At 47.4% G+C, this 14,587-nt stretch carries 26 protein-coding genes; 9 read left to right on the top strand and 17 right to left on the bottom strand.

Features of this window, described 5'->3' with window-relative positions; all coding sequences use genetic code 11:
- Nucleotides 1–11 precede the first annotated feature (11 nt).
- The 5 genes from JCM11216_RS00360 to JCM11216_RS00345 all read right to left on the bottom strand — a co-directional run bounded on the left by JCM11216_RS00360 (nt 12) and on the right by JCM11216_RS00345 (nt 3,594).
- On the bottom strand, nt 12–1,919 hold the full coding sequence (locus tag JCM11216_RS00360) for a hypothetical protein (protein WP_243674573.1): 1,908 nt from the start codon (nt 1,917–1,919) through the stop codon (nt 12–14).
- 127 nt (nt 1,920–2,046) lie between these two features.
- The gene (locus tag JCM11216_RS00355; protein ID WP_054852957.1) at nt 2,047–2,295 is read right to left on the bottom strand and encodes a hypothetical protein; all 249 of its coding nucleotides are present in this window, start codon (nt 2,293–2,295) and stop codon (nt 2,047–2,049) included.
- A gap of 37 nt (nt 2,296–2,332) precedes the next feature.
- A complete protein-coding gene (locus JCM11216_RS00350) occupies nt 2,333–3,094 on the bottom strand; it encodes a hypothetical protein (protein WP_054852956.1) in 762 nt (253 codons plus the stop codon).
- Nucleotides 3,087–3,233, bottom strand: coding sequence for an AbrB/MazE/SpoVT family DNA-binding domain-containing protein (locus JCM11216_RS14365; protein WP_243674571.1), 147 nt, complete (start codon nt 3,231–3,233; stop codon nt 3,087–3,089). Before JCM11216_RS14365 ends, JCM11216_RS00350 begins: the two co-directional genes overlap by 8 nt.
- 79 nt (nt 3,234–3,312) lie before the next feature.
- On the bottom strand, nt 3,313–3,594 hold the full coding sequence (locus JCM11216_RS00345; RefSeq protein ID WP_243674569.1) for a hypothetical protein: 282 nt from the start codon (nt 3,592–3,594) through the stop codon (nt 3,313–3,315).
- Nucleotides 3,595–4,147: 553 nt separating this feature from the next.
- On the opposite strand from JCM11216_RS00345, the gene JCM11216_RS00340 reads away from it, so the two are divergent.
- Together JCM11216_RS00340 and JCM11216_RS00335 are read left to right on the top strand one after the other, a co-directional pair.
- Nucleotides 4,148–4,408, top strand: a complete 261-nt coding sequence (locus tag JCM11216_RS00340) for a hypothetical protein (protein ID WP_054852954.1) — start codon at nt 4,148–4,150, stop codon at nt 4,406–4,408.
- Nucleotides 4,405–5,046, top strand: a complete 642-nt coding sequence (locus tag JCM11216_RS00335; RefSeq protein WP_054852953.1) for a thermopsin family protease — start codon at nt 4,405–4,407, stop codon at nt 5,044–5,046. The genes JCM11216_RS00340 and JCM11216_RS00335 overlap by 4 nt, the downstream gene beginning before the upstream one ends.
- A gap of 67 nt (nt 5,047–5,113) precedes the next feature.
- Here JCM11216_RS00335 and JCM11216_RS00330 read toward each other — a convergent pair whose 3' ends face one another.
- From JCM11216_RS00330 to JCM11216_RS00300, 8 genes are all read right to left on the bottom strand, one after another.
- Nucleotides 5,114–5,419, bottom strand: coding sequence for a hypothetical protein (locus tag JCM11216_RS00330; protein WP_054852952.1), 306 nt, complete (start codon nt 5,417–5,419; stop codon nt 5,114–5,116).
- The gene (locus JCM11216_RS00325; RefSeq protein ID WP_054852951.1) at nt 5,416–5,757 is read right to left on the bottom strand and encodes a hypothetical protein; all 342 of its coding nucleotides are present in this window, start codon (nt 5,755–5,757) and stop codon (nt 5,416–5,418) included. Before JCM11216_RS00325 ends, JCM11216_RS00330 begins: the two co-directional genes overlap by 4 nt.
- Nucleotides 5,758–5,854: 97 nt before the next feature.
- Entirely contained in the window at nt 5,855–6,082 is a 228-nt protein-coding gene (locus JCM11216_RS14360; protein ID WP_243674567.1) for a hypothetical protein, read from the bottom strand.
- Nucleotides 6,060–6,524: a hypothetical protein gene (locus JCM11216_RS00320; protein WP_054852950.1), complete on the bottom strand. Its 465-nt coding sequence runs from the start codon at nt 6,522–6,524 to the stop codon at nt 6,060–6,062. The genes JCM11216_RS14360 and JCM11216_RS00320 overlap by 23 nt, the downstream gene beginning before the upstream one ends.
- A gap of 103 nt (nt 6,525–6,627) precedes the next feature.
- The gene (locus JCM11216_RS00315; RefSeq protein WP_054852949.1) at nt 6,628–7,098 is read right to left on the bottom strand and encodes a hypothetical protein; all 471 of its coding nucleotides are present in this window, start codon (nt 7,096–7,098) and stop codon (nt 6,628–6,630) included.
- Between the two features lie 10 nt (nt 7,099–7,108).
- On the bottom strand, nt 7,109–7,483 hold the full coding sequence (locus tag JCM11216_RS00310; protein WP_243674564.1) for a hypothetical protein: 375 nt from the start codon (nt 7,481–7,483) through the stop codon (nt 7,109–7,111).
- Between the two features lie 5 nt (nt 7,484–7,488).
- On the bottom strand, nt 7,489–8,367 hold the full coding sequence (locus JCM11216_RS00305) for a hypothetical protein (RefSeq protein ID WP_054852947.1): 879 nt from the start codon (nt 8,365–8,367) through the stop codon (nt 7,489–7,491).
- Nucleotides 8,368–8,523: 156 nt separating this feature from the next.
- Nucleotides 8,524–8,733 (bottom strand): hypothetical protein, encoded by a 210-nt coding sequence (locus tag JCM11216_RS00300; RefSeq protein WP_054852946.1) that lies wholly within the window; start codon nt 8,731–8,733, stop codon nt 8,524–8,526.
- Between the two features lie 348 nt (nt 8,734–9,081).
- Between JCM11216_RS00300 and JCM11216_RS00295 the strand changes: the two genes are divergently transcribed.
- Nucleotides 9,082–9,651, top strand: coding sequence for a phosphoribosyltransferase (locus JCM11216_RS00295; RefSeq protein WP_054852945.1), 570 nt, complete (start codon nt 9,082–9,084; stop codon nt 9,649–9,651).
- On the opposite strand, the gene JCM11216_RS14355 is transcribed toward JCM11216_RS00295, so the two are convergent.
- From JCM11216_RS14355 to guaA, 4 genes are all read right to left on the bottom strand, one after another.
- Nucleotides 9,652–9,753, bottom strand: coding sequence for a hypothetical protein (locus JCM11216_RS14355; RefSeq protein ID WP_243674562.1), 102 nt, complete (start codon nt 9,751–9,753; stop codon nt 9,652–9,654). It lies immediately after the preceding gene.
- Between the two features lie 23 nt (nt 9,754–9,776).
- Nucleotides 9,777–10,061 (bottom strand): hypothetical protein, encoded by a 285-nt coding sequence (locus tag JCM11216_RS14350; RefSeq protein WP_243674560.1) that lies wholly within the window; start codon nt 10,059–10,061, stop codon nt 9,777–9,779.
- Entirely contained in the window at nt 10,036–10,791 is a 756-nt protein-coding gene (locus tag JCM11216_RS00290; protein ID WP_243674558.1) for a hypothetical protein, read from the bottom strand. The genes JCM11216_RS14350 and JCM11216_RS00290 overlap by 26 nt, the downstream gene beginning before the upstream one ends.
- A 99-nt stretch (nt 10,792–10,890) precedes the next feature.
- Entirely contained in the window at nt 10,891–11,463 is a 573-nt protein-coding gene (gene guaA / locus JCM11216_RS00285; protein ID WP_054852944.1) for a glutamine-hydrolyzing GMP synthase, read from the bottom strand.
- Between the two features lie 186 nt (nt 11,464–11,649).
- On the opposite strand from guaA, the gene JCM11216_RS00280 reads away from it, so the two are divergent.
- The 6 genes from JCM11216_RS00280 (at nt 11,650) to JCM11216_RS14325 (ending at nt 14,524) form a co-directional block, all read left to right on the top strand.
- Nucleotides 11,650–13,179, top strand: coding sequence for an APC family permease (locus tag JCM11216_RS00280; RefSeq protein ID WP_054852943.1), 1,530 nt, complete (start codon nt 11,650–11,652; stop codon nt 13,177–13,179).
- Nucleotides 13,180–13,185: 6 nt separating this feature from the next.
- Entirely contained in the window at nt 13,186–13,365 is a 180-nt protein-coding gene (locus JCM11216_RS14345) for a hypothetical protein (protein ID WP_243674556.1), read from the top strand.
- A 121-nt stretch (nt 13,366–13,486) separates the two neighbouring features.
- The gene (locus JCM11216_RS14340) at nt 13,487–13,678 is read left to right on the top strand and encodes a hypothetical protein (protein WP_243674555.1); all 192 of its coding nucleotides are present in this window, start codon (nt 13,487–13,489) and stop codon (nt 13,676–13,678) included.
- Nucleotides 13,636–13,926, top strand: a complete 291-nt coding sequence (locus JCM11216_RS14335) for a hypothetical protein (protein WP_243674552.1) — start codon at nt 13,636–13,638, stop codon at nt 13,924–13,926. Before JCM11216_RS14340 ends, JCM11216_RS14335 begins: the two co-directional genes overlap by 43 nt.
- Entirely contained in the window at nt 13,923–14,303 is a 381-nt protein-coding gene (locus JCM11216_RS14330; protein ID WP_243674550.1) for a hypothetical protein, read from the top strand. The genes JCM11216_RS14335 and JCM11216_RS14330 overlap by 4 nt, the downstream gene beginning before the upstream one ends.
- Before the next feature lie 29 nt (nt 14,304–14,332).
- The gene (locus tag JCM11216_RS14325) at nt 14,333–14,524 is read left to right on the top strand and encodes a hypothetical protein (protein ID WP_243674548.1); all 192 of its coding nucleotides are present in this window, start codon (nt 14,333–14,335) and stop codon (nt 14,522–14,524) included.
- Nucleotides 14,525–14,587 lie beyond the last annotated feature (63 nt).

Genomic DNA, 14,587 nt, shown 5'->3' with positions numbered 1-14,587 from the left:
TGAAAACGTCTCTATAAACTTTGATCACCATTGTCAATCCATGTTTTTAATGTAATGCCTAACCTTTTATATAGTTCGATCAGGCATTGCTTTGCTCTGTCCTCATTAATTCCTGAATCCAGCGCCTTTAAGAAATCAAGATCAAAACTTAACCTGGCAGGGTCTGGATGGTCACCATATTGGTCCGGTATTCTCTTAAACTCCTTATCCGCATAGGCATCAAAGACCCTCGCTAGTGAGCTTAATTTTTCACTATCTAACCTGGTTATGTCAAGTATCGGCAATGCCCTCCACTGACCAATATTTACCTCTGTGAATGGCCCCTCTGTCTCCTCCCTATTGGCTAGTACCGTTAGTAATCCAAACGTCGTATTCAACCAAGTCACTAGCGCCTTTTCCTGCATTTCATTCTCATTCTTTAGCTTAACCATGAAGAATCTATTGGCAATTAATTGCTCATCACTATAAACCGCAATCACCCTCCAGGTATTCCACCTAATCCTATCAGGAACTAGCAACCTAGACCTCAACCTAGTAATTCTCTCAGCCTTAGGCCCACTGCCAGTGACCCACGCATTCGGCTTCACGAGCATCGCCTTCCTTAACTCCTCCTCACCACTACAGAGCATGGGTACCCCATTGGGAATGGGCCCCCCCTTTGACAATGCATCGCAATCAACTCGGGTACCCCCCCTCTTCGGTAAGTTAAATGCCTCAATTATATCTCCCCCCCTCCTATTAACGCCCATGTCGCTTATCAGGTTGTTGAAGTACGTAATTGGTATTTCTACGGATATACTGCATAGCTTAATGGCACCGTTATTGATTATATTATCAATTACGTTCAGTAATTCATTATCAGGTATCGTGTGAATATTCCAGTTGATAATTGTATTAAGTAAGGCACTCCTGGGTACAGTCCTTATTAAAGCGCCGTAATAAGTAGCGTTATTAGCTAACAATTTATCAGCAAGAATCACCGCATCTACGGCACTCTTTGGTTTCTTCATGAGCACTATGAACTTAGTTTCCTCACTTAGTTCATGCTCGTCAACCCTCTTAGCCACTATCAGTGCTTCGCTTAGGCTTGTGCCTTCACTGAAGTTGTAGCCATTCTCAGTATCACTGCTTACTATGACGTACCTAACGTGGAACTTACCGGCTAGTAATGCCCTCGCGAGGAACCAACTAACGCCTGAAAGGACGTTCCTAGGTAGTACGAATGCTATCACACCGCCTGGCTTAACGTACTTATAAGCCAAGTAAAGGAATAGAAGACCCTCACCGGCCTGCCCAATGTTCAAGTACTGCTTGAATTCCCTTTTGCCATTAATTATTTCCTTAATTACACTAGGCAGGTTTTCCGTCTCGGCGAGGTTCTTAGCAATACTCCTCAAATTATCCCTTACATTATCCCTAATCTCGTTGAGTCTTTCAAGGAGAGTTTCTCTATATTTCTCCTCACTTATGAAGCCGAATAAACCCTTCTCTTTCTCACGAAATTCTTTACTAACTCTGCCCGTAGCTCTTGTGAATGGTGGGTTCATGATCACAAGGTCGAATTTCTCAGGTAGCTCGAACGTTCCCTCACTACCCTCAAGCGATACCTTCTCAATGCCCTCGATCTTATAGCCCTCAATGAATGAGAGTATACCACCAACCCTTTTGCCATTATTCAGAAGCTCCAGTGAACCCAGCCATGGCTGGTTCTTCCCAGTTATATGGCCTAGGTATATTGTGTGGATGTTCTCCTTTGCGATGTTGCCTGGGCTTATTAAGGCGAGGTTTATCGCCGTTACCTGAGCAGCGTACTTGAGGGCATCAATCCCGTAAATACCCTTCTCAATCAATTCCTTACCTAAATCGTCTAGGTTAATATCAAGCTCCTTATAGTGTTTAAGTGCCGTTAACACGTTCATCAATGCCGAGTAACTAGCAGTGAGTAACGTGCCACTGCCGCAGGCGAAGTCCGTGACCTTAATTTCCCTAATCCTACGGATAGGCTCCTCAGGATTGCTAACCCCCCCATCAATAGCCCTCTTAATTTCATCCTCCAGCCCCCAGCAATGACCTAACAGCTAACGTGGCAAGTAGGTACGCAGCAGGTACCTGCGTGTAGAATGTTGCGAAGTTCTTTTTCACTGCAATGTCGCCAGTAATCTCGTGATAAACCCTACCTGCGAAGTCATGCCTGAGCAAGGTCCTGTTCTGGGCAATACTAATGCCTTCCTCAATTAATTCCTTAACCCTGTCAGCAGCGTTTGGCGGTAGTTTGTCCAGGATCTCTCTCGCCAATTTAATGGCTTCCCTGTAGTCAATATTCAGTAACTCATCAAGGCTTTCTTAAAGCCTCAATGGGTCCATACCTACGTACATAACTATCCAGTGGGCTTAACCTTGTGTGGATGTTCCTAACGTGCTCGTAGAACGTCGCAGTCAACAACAACGACAACGCAGCCTGAGCAAGCACCAAGTCCTCATCAGTGGGGGGGCTCTGCATTCCATAAAGCCTATACATGACATCATAAATCTCCCTATAAACTCCTCCACCCCCCCTTAACGAATTAACGAAATTATTATTTATCACATGCTTAATCTTTTCTATTTCCTCTTCAATCTCGCTCTCCTGAATTAGGTAATCAGTTGCGTGCCTAATTACGTTGGTCAATGTAGGTATGTCAACGGTGAACCATCCAGAAGTCACTAATGGTCTTCCCGTACCTAATTGCTGGTTTATGAATTGAAGTAGGGAACTTACCTTGACATACTTAGGCGTGATAATCTTTACGTTGAATTGCGACTGCTTGATTTGCTCTATGAGCTTATCCTTAAGTATGTTAGGGTATCTAACAGGGTAATGCAGGGCAATCGCCAAATCAACAATGCCCTGGTCAATCCTCTTCCCAGCATCCTCCTCAGCATCCCTGTCCTTATAGGATGCCTCAATACCTATTATTAAACCGTTATAAAAGCACCTAATGTCAGGTCTACGCTTACCGCTAACTCGCTCTGGTCTGCAGTCAAGACCTAATTCATTGAGTGCATCAGCCAGCCTGATGTTAACCTCCTCCTCATGAACAAAGCCACTACTCATTCTTTCTCACCTTTATTTCTCCGTTTTCTAGTACCCATTCTATTTGGTCTCCGTCGTTTATGCCCAGTACTGCCCTTACCTCCTTCGGTATTGTTGTCCTCCCGTTATGCCAAACCTTGGACCTCGCCAGTACAGGCACTGCGCTAGCAAAATCGCTAGCCAACTAATAAGTGCTTCATTTAAACAGTATACGTAGACACAGCGCCGAAACTAAACCACTAACCAACCGAGGAACAAGCCAAGACACCCTCATTCTCATAAAACTCCTCGAGTGCCCTCGTTGGGTCTCTCGCCTTTATCAACTTCAGTACTTGCCCGTCATTGCCTCTTACCTCGATGATTACGTCTTCATTAACCTTTAATTGGCATACGGTAGCTGGTTTGATGCCGACTTTCTCAGCCTCGCTTATCGCCATACCAATCAACTCATTAACCGTGTAATCAAAGTCGTAATCACTGATTAGCTTAAACTCATCAAGGTAGTAAACCCAGATGGGCATTACCACCAACCTAAGGGGGGGCTGGTTTATAACCCCCCATTTAATACTGAGCCCTCACTAAACACTGCTGGGGGGGCCTAGGGCATGAAGAACTAGGACTATGGTATTCGAAGTACGTGCATGCCTTCTTTGTGATTCTAATTAAGCCGACTAGGAGGGCTTTTAGTTGGGTTTAATCAGAAGTGATGATGGTTCCAGAGCGCCGGTGCTCCAGTGCCACTTGGCACCAGAGCCCATTGCATGTAGGCAGATAATTACGGGTATTATCCAACGCCTAATTTAATTAAGCCCCCCCAAGCTGGCTTGGCACTGATGGATGAGCTGGAGCTAAACCTACTCCTGGATAGCCTCAAGCGAGACTTTGTAATCAAGGTAGGACTGTTGCCAAGCTCGGTAGGCAGTACGTGATTACGCTCCCGACTGAGTATAATGAGTTGTGGGGGGGGTACTTGAATGAAAAGGGCGTGAGGGTTACGGTAATCATTAGGATTGAGTCTGCGGGGGGGTCAGGCTCAGTATAGTTATTTAAAGCCTTGAGCCAGTCAGGTATTGGGTGGCGAGAATGGGCGTGCTTAGGGTAATCGGGCTGGTATTCCTCGGATTATTCCTAGCCACCCTAGCCCTAATCATTGGGGGCCAGCCTAACACTCCTCCTAACCCACGGGCCAAATACAAACCAAACACAGGCCCCCCCAAGCCCACCAACCCAAAACCAAGCCCCCCCAAACCAAGGCTGATGAGGGTAACAAACCAAGCCGTTGGCCTAGCTACACAGGCCCACCAACCACGGCAATCGCGGGCTACTACTGCGTGAACACGGCAATACCAAATACATACTCGATACAACTCAATGCACAGTTGAGTAATGGCTACTGGATACAGGACGTGTACTCGACAGCGGCGTATGAGGAGGGTGGGGCTTGGGAGCCAGGCTTTGGTGTAAATGTCTGGTCACCACCAAGCGGTTGCACTACGAGAAACATTAATGGAATGCCAGTAATATCTTGCCAATCAAACTTGGTAGCATTGTATCCCCCCCATGTTTACTACGGAGCCACCTGCGGGTGGCTCATAATAAAGATAGCCAATGGCATTGCCTACTTCGGCTACTCCCTTGATGGCATTAATGTTGATTGGTACTATCAATACCCAGTGGGTAATGCCACGATAGTGCCCAGGCTCCCATTCAATGCTGGGACGGGCTTGGTGATTGGCGGGCCCGGCGCCAACCAATACGATGTGGACTTCACAAGTGCCAATGTCATCCTAGCCCTCTACTACTGGAATGGCTCGGCTTGGCAACCAGCACCAAGCACGCCGGGCGTTACCGGAACTGAGGAATACGTCACAAACGCCTGGATATACTGGAACAATGGTAAGGCAGTAGTCTCCTGGCCTCAAGCCGTTAATGAGACTCCCAGCGTGCCAAGCCCTGGCTTCACCCCCCCTTGAGGATTTAAGGGGGGAAAAATTTGATTGTTTTTGAGTTTAAAAGCCCCTGGCAAGCCCAGGGGGGGCGTTACCAAGTGATGCCGAACAGTGAGGGCATTGGGTACATGTTGCCAGGCTTGAGTAGGTCCTGGACCAACTGGGCAAATGGGCTCGATGGGTTATTACCGCCATCAATGAACCACTGGGCACTACCGCCAGGCCTCCCACTATACGTTGTCATGTACGTACTCGGTAATGTAATTGACTGCCCTGGGCTCACCTGCACTGATTGGTAGGTGCCGTAGACGCTGTAGGTCTGTGACTCCTGCCCGAGCTGGTTACCAATATTGGCAATATTATACCCAGCAGTGTAGGTGGACTCGCCAATACTCATGAGGCCACTACCAATGGCGCTCCCCCCCCAGTGGAGGTTATGTAGGCAATGCCATTGCCTATCGCATTGATGGTGTAGGCTCCGATCTGCCCGAGGTAGTTGAGTACTGGTATGCCCTGCGTGTGCTGTATTAACCAGTTACTACCAGCCTGCGCCGCGGCCTGGACCTCATTCGCAATGACCTGGGACTGGGTGTAGATGTTTTGGCCGATGTTGTACGTGTTGGCTCCAATCCACTGTAGGGCGTCACCACCGCCGTCGAGGAAGGCGGCAGTGAGGAATCCACCGCCCTTTATTAGGTCTGGTAGGAAGCCGAGTTGTGGATTGTAGTAGGGCACATAAACAGTGCCCTTTGGATTTGGATTGCCTCCGCCACCGTAGGTGAAGTAGGCTGTGGGTGGCTTGCTTGGTATTGAGAGCGTTATGTTTAGTGTTTCATTCCCTGGTATTATGCGTGGTGGGCTTGGGCTTGGGGGGGGAGCTGGGGGGGCTTGGGTTGCCTGGTTGGGGGGGCCTCCAGCCCGTTATCTGGGGGGGCACCAGCTTAACGCCAACCTGTAGGCCAAAGCCAGTGTAGTTGAATACGGCAGTCACGGCTGGTACGTACGTGAAGCGTCCCCCCCACTCATTGGGGCTGTTACTACCGTGGACGGTAAAGCCCATTCTGGCACATGCCCCCCCTTGGCGTCATCCAGGTCATGAAGTACTGGGCTATGTAGCTAATGATTGGGTAGTAGGTTGTTATTGTCGTGTATGTGTGGTATGTTATTGTCGTGGTTTGGGTGACTACCTTTGTGATTATGGTGTTTGTCGTGGGTACATTGACAGTGGTCGTGCTTGGTTGGTAGGAGGCAGTGCCGTGGCTAGCATAGCCTCCAGAGTTCTGTTGGTAAACCATAGTGCTTGGTTTTATTACATAGCCTGTTGATGGTGTTGAGTAGGAGTTCGTGCCAACCACCACGTGTGGTATGCCCCCCCACCGCCAAAGCGCCAGTATAGCATTGCCATTACATGGCTTGGGAGCATCATGAGTAGCGTGAATAGTATTATGCTCGCTAGCCCTATTGTCCTTCCAAGCCTCATACTTAGTCAATTCCCCAATCACGGTACTGGCTAATTAGCTTTTAAAGGGGGGGAGTTGAGTGGAGGAAAAGCCCCATAATGGGGGGGCTTTGGTTTTGAGTTATAGGCTTTATGTAATGGCTAAGCTACGTTGTCTGGAAGTCCTGGTATAGTTCATATAGGGTGCATGTGTTTGGTGGTGGAGTGTACATTTGGGTGTAGTTTACGTTGGAGCTTTCCGCAGCATTAGCAGCTAATGGGCCTTGATATAGGTTCACGTTAGAATTATAGAAGAACTGGCCGGAACCGCCTGGGTAGAAGTTCACTGAACCACCGCCAGGGCTGCCGCCCCAATTCACGTTAGATCTGTACCAACGATTCGCGTATTGGGATTGAATAGTTATGTATTCCTGATAATACTCCCCCCCTCCATTAACTGGTATGTACACGTACTCATAAACCTGGTTAATCAAGCCATTATTACCAACATAGTATATAATCTCCCACTCAGAACCGGAGACGAGCGGCCATGGAACGTCCGTAGCTGTGGGTTGGCTGAGGTCAGGAGGTAAGTTATTCCATACTAAATATCCTGAACAATTATATGTCTGTACCATGAGGTATAGATTACCTATGGTGCCCGGTTGCTGGCGGGTTCATAATCACACCGTATATTATAACTCCCTGGTCCCAATACCCAGTGCTTCCGTAGTACCAGGCAAGTGGGCCGCACACCATATTTATGTCTGGGTTATACAGTAATGCAAGTACAGTCTCCCCCCCAGTGTAGGACTGTACAGCCATCGTGTTTGTTATATATGCCTGGGCACTAACAAAGCTTGGCGTTACTCCATTTGTCGTGAACTCATAATTACAGTTGCCAATGGCTTGCATGCAGGAATTGCTTTGCGCAGCGGCTTGCTTCGGTAGCATTATTAACGCAGTTAGTACTACGAGGATTAATACTACGATTGCTGAGGTAATCTTGAGCTTACTCACCATGTCCATCACCCATTGCCTGTTGGTGGTAGTGTTTGTCCGATTGCGAATGATGGCGCGTACCCGATGGCGAATGACCTCACATTGGTGAGTAGTCCTGGCGTTAGTTCCTGCGGTAATTGGCTTATTGGGCCTGTAACGTTTATTACGTAGATTATGGGTACCTCTGTTATGTACCTACCCTCCATGTAGAGCTGCTCGGCCGTTGGTGTGGCGTTGAACACGCCGTAAATGCCGATCAACCCGATCCAATGCTCCTCAACCATTAACCCAACCTCAGAACTCTCGTTAGTCATGGCACACGAGGGTAGTGCGTAGGGTACTGCTGAGTAGATGATGACCGTCAAGGTATCACTTGGCGTTAGGTTGATTGTTGGGAGGGTGACTCCATAGCTTGTGTACTCAACTAGGGTGTGTGTTTCATTTCTAAGGCTCAGTAGTTGCCAGAAGGTCACGGTCTCATTACCGTAATGGTATGGTATACTCACAGAAGTCTTTAAACCAAGGATCGGCGACGAGTCATTATCCACGGCAATTAACTTGCCATTGACATAGACACCAAGCATCATGGCATTATTAGGATTTGGCAGCCTCAAGAAGGCGTTTAAGGTTGCATTAATTAAGTCAGCTGGGAAAGCCATGTAGATGACTACGCCATTAATGGTTACATCGCCATGAACGTGATAACGGAGAATAACCATTGAATTTCCAGGAATAACTATGAAGTGATTGTTGCAATAGAGGAAGCCGTAATCAATGGCCTTAGGCATTACATACGATGTGAGGAAGTGCCTGGGTATGAGGAAGTACCTAACCACGAATAGGACAACGGCAACTACGACCACGGCGATAATAAGTAAGAGCCTTGACCTGTAACCCATACCCATCAAAAGTAATAAACACACGGGCTTTTTTTGCTTTGGGTGTTCATAAAAAGTGAGTCGAATGAGGTCGAGTAGGCTTTACGGTTTACGAATACCCGCTCATTAACGTACTCTTTAGGCGAGGTATTCGACGATTGAGAGCATTGATTTGAATACCGCCTAGCCACTATTGGCTTCTTTCCCCCCCACGTTATCGCTCATGCTGATCCTCCTTTCGAGAATCTTAACTTCATACTCAACATTAACTAGGTACTCCCAAAGTGCGTCGAATGCCTCGTCCTTGTCAATGAGTCCTAACTTAGCCTTAACTATTACATCAAATGCGCAGTCAAGAAACTTCTCCTTACATTGCTTTATTGTCCTTTTCACATTGTTTTATTTCTATTCTTGATTTTTCAATCTTTTGCCTATATCGAATAAAAAGTTTAAATTTAAAATATGAAGACTATAATACACATATGCTATACATATAATTTATATGTATTTTAAGAAAGATCGATAAGGGTAAATAATATAAATATATTAGGATTAAATAATGATAGAGCCCATACCTGCCTTGCATTCACGCCATTGGGCCACCCAACGACCCGCGAAACCGGGCCGCTGGGACCCAGTGGTGTGGGTGCATGCAGGGGGCAAATTGTTTAATTATTTGTGGTAATGTTGTTCTTACCATGAGGAAAGCCTTTTAACATCATTATTTCATTGAACCAATTAATGGAGTTCCTAGTCCTTAATTGGCAGAGACTTGTGGATTTATCGTTGGACCTCTCATTGATGATTAAGGAGTCTGGTTATAGGCCTGACTCGGTAATTGCTATTCTTAGGGGTGGTTACATCGTTGGTAAGCTTATTTCGGATTTTCTCGGTGTTGATGACTTGGTGATTCTTGGGCTCGTGAGTTATGGTACGAGGATTGGGGGGGAGGGTGAGGAGCCTGTGGTTACTTACCCAATAATACGTGATTTACGGGGGGGCAGGAGTGTGCTGGTTGTTGATGATGTTACGGACACCGGGAAGACCCTTGCCGTGGCCAGAGACATACTTAGGTTCTATGGCGCCAGGGAGGTGAGGACGGCAACTCTCTATGTTAAGCCTTGGTCGAAGATTAAGCCTGACTATTACGTGGGTACCACGGATAAGTGGATACTATTTCCATGGGAGGTTGGCGAGGTTATTAGGAGCCAGGTTCAGGGTTCAAGTCCAGAGTCGGTAATAAGGAGTCTCAGACTGAGTGAGTACTTTGGTGAGGACTTTGTGAATAAATTAACGAAGCTACTCCGCTAACTACTCATACTCAATAGTCGCCGGTGGCTTTGGGGGGGTTACGTCGTAACCAACCGCGGCAACCCTATCGTCATTGTTGAGTATTTCCCGCGCAATATCCATTAGCGTATCACGCGGTATCCTGGCTACATCAGCGTCATGAAGTCATCAGTGACCACAGCCCTAATGGACACGAAGTACTTACCGGAGTCCCTATTCATTAGTTCGTAAATCACGTGTGTGATATCGTAAGCTGCAGCTAAGTACCTGTGTAGTTCATAGGCCAGGTCCCACCTGAGCAGGTGGCCCTTAACCAGTACCACGTTTCCGTAGGACCTAGAGTCACCCTTAACACCCGTGGCCCTAACCCTAAATAGGTAGGTTTGCAGATCCCCCCCAAGCCCATTAATGGCCCTGGAAAGCCCCCTCATCAGGGGTAAACTCGTACTCCCAAGCCGCGGCGAACCACTGGCTAAGGCCCATACCCTCCAGTCCCTCCTCGACAATACGCGTTGCTTCCCTAACCACATCAAGCTTCTCAAGTGTTAGTTCCCCCCCCACGGCCCTAATACTCAGTCCAGGTCCAGGGAATGGCTGCCTATTGACTATTTCATTTGGCACATTAAGCGTTCTGGCTAACTCCCTGACCTGGTCCTTATAAAGCTCCCTAAGTGGCTCGAGGAGTTTGAAGCCGTACTTAGACGCGGTGTCTATGCCTATTTGCTCAAGCACGTTGTGCTGAGTCTTAATTCCACCCCCCCTCGTCTCAATCCAGTCAGGGGGGGCTATTGTACCCTGGACAAGCCAATCACAGCCGTACCCCCTGGCAATCTCGGAGAGAACTCCATAGAAAACCTCCCTAAACCTAATCCTCTTCTTCTCGGCATCACTGAGTCCAAGCATTTCGTGGTAAAAACTATCACTTGCATTAATGATATCAATAGGAAGAATATCGTTGAGTATATCCTTAACATGTGCAGGTTCATTAAATCTCATGAAGCCTGTATCGATGAATACGGCCTTAAGCCTATTGCCGATGGCTCTCCTCACGAGTACCGCCGCCGTGGTACTATCAACACCGCCTGAGATTGCCGCAAGGGCGCATTTAATGGGTAGTGACTTAATATCCTCAATCATTTTGCCGATAATTGCCATGTCCATATTGTTTTTATTCTATTGATTGTTTAAATACTTTAGCCTATGGATAAACCGTATTACTTAATTATTTATTTAATTAAAGTTATAAACAATAAACCACCCTCACTTACGTTGGCATAGATCAAGGAAGTTCTTCATTATTGTAAGTCCATGCTCCGTATGTCTAACTTCGGGGTGAAACTGAACGCCAAATCTATTGATTCTCTCATTAGCCATGGCCTCAACAGGTACGGCATCACTATACGCAATAACCTCAAAGCCCCCCCTAGGTTGATTGGCAACACTTAAATTATGGCTCTCCCATGCAGTGAACTCCCTAGGCACTCCCTTGAATATTGTATCCTCCCTAACAACATAGACCTTGACACCGCCAAACTCAGGTCGATCCCTCACCAATCCACCACCATATGCATAGGCCATCAACTGATGCCCGAGGCAAATACCAAGTACGGGCCCTGGGAACTCGAGGATGTATTTAATGGCGTTTCCAGTCCTCGGTAAATCCTCGGGTATGTTCCAAGGACCACCACTAATGATTAGGCAGTCAAACAACTGCTTAACCCTATCAAGCGGTTCGTCCGGGCTTAAGAACTCGCCCCTAAAGCCCAGTTCAGTTACACGCCTAAGTATTAAGTGGTTGTATTGACCGCCGAAATTAAGAATGCCAACAACCACGAAAATGATTATTTCACAGTTGTTTAAATACTTTTATTAGCGATGAATCAGGTTAGCGTAATTGATCCCAACCAATTATCAGGTTATTGTTTAATGAATTTATTAAATAATTTAATTGATTATTAAAATAGATGCTCGATAGTTTCACACGAAAGGTTTTTAAATATTCCAATTCTCGATGGAATAATGGAGGTCAAGCAGGGTGTATTTCTTAGGGAGTCCACGGGCTTGGTCAAAGAGGCTGGTTTTTGGGATGCGGTTTCAATAAACATAGCTAACATGTCAATAGGCGCTGCACTGGGTACGGTGGGCCTAACACTGGCTGCCTTGCCGAGTATTGTTGGTGTAAACTTAGTGTATGCATCATTAGTTGCATTTCTACTATCGGTGCCTCAAATAATCGTGTATTCACTACTGACCACGTTAATACCACGCACTGGCGGCGACTATGTATGGTTAACAAGGGCTTTTGGACCTAGGGTTGCTTGGCTCATTAATGGCTTGGTCATGGCATTCGTCATACAGGCATTGGCGTACTACGCGCTCATTGCGATAGCTGGAGTCTTCCAGCTTGAGTCGGTGCTACCCATACTAGGTTTAAACGTGTCCTTCAGTACATGGGACGCGATAGCCATAGCCATAGCCTTCTTCGCCGTCATAGTCCTAGCCAACATACTGGGCACTAAGTACGGCTTTAGGCTAATGACCATACTAACCACGATATCAATGACTGGGTTGGTAATCGCAATAGCCATAATGCTCCTGACACCGAGGCAGACGGCAATAGCGGCAATCAATAATCTACTACCAAGTGGCTACACATACTCATCACTGGCCAGTAGCTATAAAGGGCCTGAGACCACATTAAGTGGCATACTCATGGTAATACCCTTCTTCGCCCTCTACGTATACCCATGGCTAATGGCCGGGCCAGCAATAGCCTCTGAAATAAGGGGGGGTAAAAGCGCGATTAAGTATAACGTACCTGTCGCAGCCCTCATCACCATGGTAATGGCAACCATAGGGTTTGAGGCCATGTATTACTCCCTGGGCTTTAACTTCGTTACTGAGGCCCTATCCAACCCCAACCTCAATGGTGTTGTTAACTTCTGGACAATTGCTATGGTTTTATCCAATAACTACGTACTCAAGTGGTTTATTGGCATTTCATCAGTCACTTGGTACCTAGCCGTCCTCGCCTACGGAGCCATCGTCGTCGTAAGGTACTGGTTCGCCCTAGCCTTCGACAGAGTCTGGCCAAGCACCTTCGCCTACATAAGCCCAAGACTCGGAACACCAATATACGCCCATTTATTTGACTTAATCGTTACCTCAGCCCTCATCGCAGTTACTGGGTTGTTTTATGGAACGTTCACGGCGCTCTACGGTACCGAGGTTGGGCCATTAACGTACCTGGCATTCGTAGGTATTGCCGCGGTGATAATCGCGCTCAGGAAAAACGATGAACTGAGCGGCAGGGCTAGGGCGGCACTTATTACCGCTGGCGTTCTTCAGTTTCTAGTGTTCATTTACCTGGACTATGAGTTCCTAGCCTACCCGCAGATCTGGGGGGGCGGTAACCCACTCGCCTACGGCGTAATAATCGGCGCCTTCGTACTAGGGGGGGTCATCGCCTACCTAGTGGCTAGGTCCATATACCTGAGGAGGTATGGCATGGATATTTCCGTGGCGTATGTCGAGATTCCGCCAGAGTGATTATTGATGGAGCGGGTAGACCTAATCATTAGGGCTAGGTACGTAATAACAATGTCGAATCCAATGGTTATTGAGGATGGGGCCGTAGCCGTGGATAACGGCTTAATAAAGGCCGTGGGTAAGGCGAGTGAGGTACTCGGTCAGTACAGTGGCGAGGAGGTCATTGATAGGATAGGCACGTACTGATGCCAGGCCTTATTGACGTCCACACCCATACCCAGCAGGTGTTGCTTAGGTCGTTCATCAATGATGAGAGGCTTGCATTACCCCCCCAATATGGACTAAGCTCTTAATACCCTTTGAGGACTTGCTAACCGATGACTTAGCACGCCTATCATCCCTGGTGAGCGTCGCCGCCATGGCTAAGAACGGGGTTACATACTTCATAGAGGCAGGTGCGCCGAGACCCAGGGAGTTGATTAAGGCTATTAATGAGGTTGGGGGGTTAGGGGGGGCGTGGTCACACCATCAACGTTTAATGTGCGTGGTGATGGGGTAATTGATGCTGAGGAAGTCGTGCGTAGGACTGAGGAGTTATTGCCCGAGGTCGGTGATAGGGTCAGGGTTTGGTGCTCAATTAGGCAGATAATGATGGTTACCGAGGACTTACTCCTTAAGTTAAAGGACCTATGTTTGAGTAAAGGGCTTGGTATAACTTACCACCTTGCGAGTACCAGGGTGAGGTCGACTATGCACTCACTAGGTACGGCGCCAGGCCACTTGAGGTCTTTGATAGGTTGGGCTTGACGTTTATCAGGCCCACGGTTATTGCGCATGCGGTTTACCTATCAAATAGGGAGAGAGCCATTGTTAGGGATAGGGGGTTAGGGATTGCTTGGTGCCCAACGGTTGACTCCCTGGTAATGGGTCAGCATTGGTTACCAATGTTTGGCGATGTGTTGTTTGGTTTTGGTAGTGATGGTGGTGCATTCACAAGCCTTGACATTCTTCATGAGGTTAAGGTTGCTAGGGCCGTGGGTAAGGCATTAACCGTTAGCATGACCTATGATAAGTCCTCCTTTAACTCGGTAACTATGCTCAGGGCACTCACGGGTTGGGGGGGTGGACTGCTGGTTGGGGGGGATAATGTGGGCGTGGTTAGTGAGGCTTCAAGGCCGACCTAATAACGCTTAGGCTGGATGACGTCAGGGCGTTGCCTATATACGACCCAGTGGAGTCCGTGGTGTCATTGCTTAATGGTCATAGTGTTAATGATGTGATTGTTGGCGGGAGGTTTGTGGTGAGGGATGGTGGATTAATCGGTGTTAATGAGGGGGGGGAATTGATTGAGAAGTTGTATGATGTGATTCCTGAGGTTTATGGGAAATTGAGTAATATGGCTTAGCGGCATTTCATTTTACTTAAGTAAAATAATAGGAATATGGAAGTTTATAAGGCATGAACCTAG

It is taken from the genome of Vulcanisaeta distributa JCM 11216, from assembly GCF_001315985.1.
GTDB classification, from domain to species: domain Archaea; phylum Thermoproteota; class Thermoprotei; order Thermoproteales; family Thermocladiaceae; genus Vulcanisaeta; species Vulcanisaeta distributa_E.
This window is presented reverse-complemented; position numbering and strand designations above follow the sequence as displayed.

Coding starts and splice junctions, on each gene's coding strand:
- JCM11216_RS00360 (WP_243674573.1), bottom strand. CDS start 1,919: ATGAACGTGTTAACGGCACTTAAACACTATAAGGAGCTTGATATTAAC.
- JCM11216_RS00350 (WP_054852956.1), bottom strand. CDS start 3,094: ATGAGTAGTGGCTTTGTTCATGAGGAGGAGGTTAACATCAGGCTGGCT.
- JCM11216_RS00345 (WP_243674569.1), bottom strand. CDS start 3,594: ATGCCCATCTGGGTTTACTACCTTGATGAGTTTAAGCTAATCAGTGAT.
- JCM11216_RS00330 (WP_054852952.1), bottom strand. CDS start 5,419: ATGAGTATTGGCGAGTCCACCTACACTGCTGGGTATAATATTGCCAAT.
- JCM11216_RS14360 (WP_243674567.1), bottom strand. CDS start 6,082: ATGGGCTTTACCGTCCACGGTAGTAACAGCCCCAATGAGTGGGGGGGA.
- JCM11216_RS00315 (WP_054852949.1), bottom strand. CDS start 7,098: ATGGTACAGACATATAATTGTTCAGGATATTTAGTATGGAATAACTTA.
- JCM11216_RS00310 (WP_243674564.1), bottom strand. CDS start 7,483: ATGGTGAGTAAGCTCAAGATTACCTCAGCAATCGTAGTATTAATCCTC.
- JCM11216_RS00305 (WP_054852947.1), bottom strand. CDS start 8,367: ATGGGTATGGGTTACAGGTCAAGGCTCTTACTTATTATCGCCGTGGTC.
- JCM11216_RS00295 (WP_054852945.1), top strand. CDS start 9,082: ATGGAGTTCCTAGTCCTTAATTGGCAGAGACTTGTGGATTTATCGTTG.
- JCM11216_RS14355 (WP_243674562.1), bottom strand. CDS start 9,753: ATGGATATTGCGCGGGAAATACTCAACAATGACGATAGGGTTGCCGCG.
- JCM11216_RS14350 (WP_243674560.1), bottom strand. CDS start 10,061: ATGAGGGGGCTTTCCAGGGCCATTAATGGGCTTGGGGGGGATCTGCAA.
- JCM11216_RS00290 (WP_243674558.1), bottom strand. CDS start 10,791: ATGGACATGGCAATTATCGGCAAAATGATTGAGGATATTAAGTCACTA.
- JCM11216_RS00280 (WP_054852943.1), top strand. CDS start 11,650: ATGGAGGTCAAGCAGGGTGTATTTCTTAGGGAGTCCACGGGCTTGGTC.
- JCM11216_RS14345 (WP_243674556.1), top strand. CDS start 13,186: ATGGAGCGGGTAGACCTAATCATTAGGGCTAGGTACGTAATAACAATG.